Annotated in this window: 3 protein-coding genes and 1 pseudogene; 2 read left to right on the plus strand and 2 right to left on the minus strand. The window is 68.5% G+C overall.

What is annotated here, in order from left to right; all coding sequences use genetic code 11:
* Positions 1-274 precede the first annotated feature (274 nt).
* The gene (gene ada, locus TSO5_RS31910) at positions 275-1,363 is read left to right on the plus strand and encodes a bifunctional DNA-binding transcriptional regulator/O6-methylguanine-DNA methyltransferase Ada (RefSeq protein WP_109155370.1); all 1,089 of its coding nucleotides are present in this window, start codon (positions 275-277) and stop codon (positions 1,361-1,363) included.
* Positions 1,364-1,365: 2 nt separating this feature from the next.
* Positions 1,366-2,058, plus strand: coding sequence for a 2OG-Fe(II) oxygenase (locus TSO5_RS31915; RefSeq protein ID WP_109155371.1), 693 nt, complete (start codon positions 1,366-1,368; stop codon positions 2,056-2,058).
* A gap of 4 nt (positions 2,059-2,062) precedes the next feature.
* Here TSO5_RS31915 and TSO5_RS31920 read toward each other — a convergent pair whose 3' ends face one another.
* Complete coding sequence (locus TSO5_RS31920; protein WP_109155372.1) at positions 2,063-2,881, minus strand: ABC transporter permease; 819 nt, start codon at positions 2,879-2,881, stop codon at positions 2,063-2,065.
* Positions 2,878-3,181, minus strand: a pseudogene (locus TSO5_RS31925) (ABC transporter ATP-binding protein); the annotation flags it as partial. The pseudogene TSO5_RS31925 and the gene TSO5_RS31920, both read right to left, overlap by 4 nt.

Below are 3,181 nucleotides of genomic sequence, written 5' to 3' on the forward strand. Positions count from 1 at the left end.
AAAGCCTCCGCGCCAATGGTACTGCGTCTTAAGACGTGGGAGAGTAGGTCGCCGCCAGGTCACCAAGCCTCAAGAGACGCCAATCCAAAGCATAAGCTTGCATCTTCATCACATCAGGAACGCCCCGGTTCAGCAGAACCGGGGCGTTTCGGCGTTTGGTGCGCAGAGCCGCAATTCGAAAGCAAGCGGCGGAGTGTGCCGGCCGGGCCGGTGGTTCAGATTGCTCCCTCATCGCACCACGGAACCTGTAAGGTTCGAGCGGGGAGAAGGACAGATGACAGTCGCACTCGACACCGTCACCTCGGACGCGACCGGCTTGGAGGCTGAGCGCTGGGAGGCGTTGCGCCGCCGCGATCCTGCCGCCGACCGGCGGTTCGTCTATGCGGTCCGCAGCACCGGCGTCTATTGCCGGCCGAGCTGCGCCGCGCGGCCGGCCCGTCCTGAGAATGTCGTGTTCTTTGCCGACAATGCCGAGGCCGAACGGGCAGGCTTCCGGCCCTGCAAACGCTGCCGGCCGGACGGACCGAGCCAGAACGACCGCCGGGCCGAGGCCGTGGCCCGCGCCTGCCGCCTGATCGAGGAGGCGGAGGAGGCGCCTCCCTTGGAGGAGCTTGCAACGGCGGCGGGGATGAGCCCGCATCACTTCCACCGCATCTTCAAGCAGGTGACAGGCGTCACGCCGCGCGCCTATGTCCAGGCCAACCGCGCCGCTCGGGTCGCCGGTGCTTTGCAGCAGGCCGGCAGCGTGACCGAAGCGATCTATGAGGCCGGCTATGGCTCCTCCGGACGGTTCTACGAGACCGCGGGGGCGCGGCTGGGGATGACGCCGACCAGCTACCGCAAGGGCGGAGTGGGGGAGACGATCCGCTTTGCGGTCGGGGTCTGCTCGCTCGGCTCGATTTTGGTGGCGGCGACGGAGCGCGGGGTGTGTGCAATCCTGCTGGGCGACGATCCCGATATGCTGCTTCGCGATCTGCAGGACCGCTTCCCCAAAGCCGAGTTGATTGGTGGTGATGCGGCCTTCGAAGCGACCGTGGCGCAGGTGGTGGGGTTCGTCGAGGCGCCGGGGACGGGGCTCGACCTGCCGTTGGACATCGGTGGCACCGCCTTTCAGCAGCGGGTGTGGCAGGCATTGCGCGCCATCCCGGCCGGTCGGACCGCCAGCTATGCCGAGATCGCCGGCGCCATTGGCGAGCCGGCGGCGGTGCGGGCGGTGGCGCGGGCATGCGGTGCCAACCCGATTGCCGTGGCGATCCCTTGCCATCGGGTGGTGCGGTCCGATGGCGGCCTGTCCGGCTATCGCTGGGGCGTGGAGCGCAAGCGGGACCTGCTGGATCGCGAGCGCAAGGAGGCGGCGCAGTGAGGATGCTGGAGACGCTGGACTGGACGCGCATCGAAGCGGAACTGGATTTGGTCGGCTATGCGGTCGGGGGGCCGCTGCTGGACGGCGAGAGCTGCAAGGCGTTGGCGGGGCTCTATGAGCAGGACACCCCGTTCCGCAGCCGGGTGGTGATGGAGAGGCACGGCTTCGGCAAGGGGGAATACAAATACTTCACCCGTCCGCTGCCCGAGGCAATTACGGCATTGCGCGCGCCGATCTACCACCGGCTGGCGCCGGTCGCCAACCGCTGGGCGGTGGCGATGGGGCTCGACACCCGCTATCCGGCGGATCACGCGGAGTTCCTGGAGCGCTGCCATGCGGCTGGCCAGACGCGCCCGACGCCGCTGCTGCTGAAATACGGTCCCGGTGACTACAACTGTCTGCATCAGGATCTGTATGGCGAGACGGTGTTCCCGTTGCAGGTCGCCATCCTGCTGTCGGCGCCGGGATCGGACTTCACCGGCGGCGAATTCGTCCTGACCGAGCAGCGGCCGCGCATGCAGTCGCGCGCCACAGTCGTGCCGCTGGGGCTGGGGGAGGCGGTGATCTTCGCGGTGGACCAGCGCCCGGTGCAGGGCACGCGAGGGACTTACCGCGTCCGGCACCGCCATGGCGTCAGTCCGGTGCGTTCGGGCGCGCGCCACACGTTGGGCATCATCTTCCACGACGCGGTGTGAGGCGTCATCCCGCCGCCGACGGTGCCCGCGAACCCATGCCGCGCGCGGGGGAGTAGCCCCGCACCGCCAGGGCCGCGAACAGCAGGGTGGCGCCGGTGACGACCGCCAGCGCCAACCCATCGATCCGGCCGTAGAGAGCGAAGCGGATCAACTCCACCCCATGGGTGAAGGGATTGAGGCTGCACAGCCACCACAGCAGCGGTCCGGCCTCCTCCATGCGATAGAGCGGATAGAGGGCCGAGGACAGGAAGAAGAGGGGGAAGACCACGAAGTTCATCACCCCGGCGAAACTCTCCAACTGGCGGATGGTGGATGCCAGGACCATGCCGAGCGCCCCCAGCATCAACCCGTTCAGCAGCAGGGCCGGCAGCACGGTCAGCGGCGCCCAGACCGGCAGGTCGATGCCATAGAGCCGGACGATCAGCAGGAAGGCCGCCACCTGGAGAACCGACACCACCACCCCGCCCAGCAGGCGGGCCAGCAGCAGGAAAGCGCGGGGCAGCGGGCTGGTCAGCAGGATGCGCATGCTGCCCATCTCGCGGTCGTAGACCATCGACAGCGAGCCCTGCATGCCGTTGAACAGCTGGATCATGCCGATCAGCCCCGGCACGATGTAGACCTCGTAGGGGATGTAGGTCTCGTAGGGCGGGATGATGGCGATGCCGAGCGCGGCGCGGAATCCCGCAGCGAAGACGAACAGCCACACCAGCGGCCGGACCAGCGCGCCGAGGAAGCGCTCGCGCTGATGCACGAAGCGCAGCACCTCGCGCGCGACGATGCCCTGGAAGGCGATCCACCATCCCCCGAACTGCCGGCCGGTCATGCTGCGGCCTCCACTTCGGCGGCGGGCCGGGCGGCGGTCAGCCGGTCGAAACTCTCCGCCACGGTGGCGCAGCCGGCCTCTTCATTCACCGCGGCGACAGGCCCGTTGGCGCGAACCCGACCACGGTGCAGGACCACCACATGGTCGGTGACGGGGTCGATCTCGTCGATCAGATGGGTGGCCCACAGAACGGCGATGCCATCCTCCGCGCACAGGGCATGGACGTGACGGATCAGGGTGCGGCGGGCCGGGATGTCCAGCCCAACGGTCGGCTCGTCCAGCAGCAGCAGAGTCGGGCGG

The sequence above is a fragment of the Azospirillum sp. TSO5 genome (genome assembly GCF_003116065.1).
Taxonomy (GTDB): domain Bacteria; phylum Pseudomonadota; class Alphaproteobacteria; order Azospirillales; family Azospirillaceae; genus Azospirillum.

Coding starts and splice junctions, on each gene's coding strand:
- TSO5_RS31920 (WP_109155372.1), bottom strand. CDS start 2,881: ATGACCGGCCGGCAGTTCGGGGGATGGTGGATCGCCTTCCAGGGCATC.
- ada (WP_109155370.1), top strand. CDS start 275: ATGACAGTCGCACTCGACACCGTCACCTCGGACGCGACCGGCTTGGAG.
- TSO5_RS31915 (WP_109155371.1), top strand. CDS start 1,366: ATGCTGGAGACGCTGGACTGGACGCGCATCGAAGCGGAACTGGATTTG.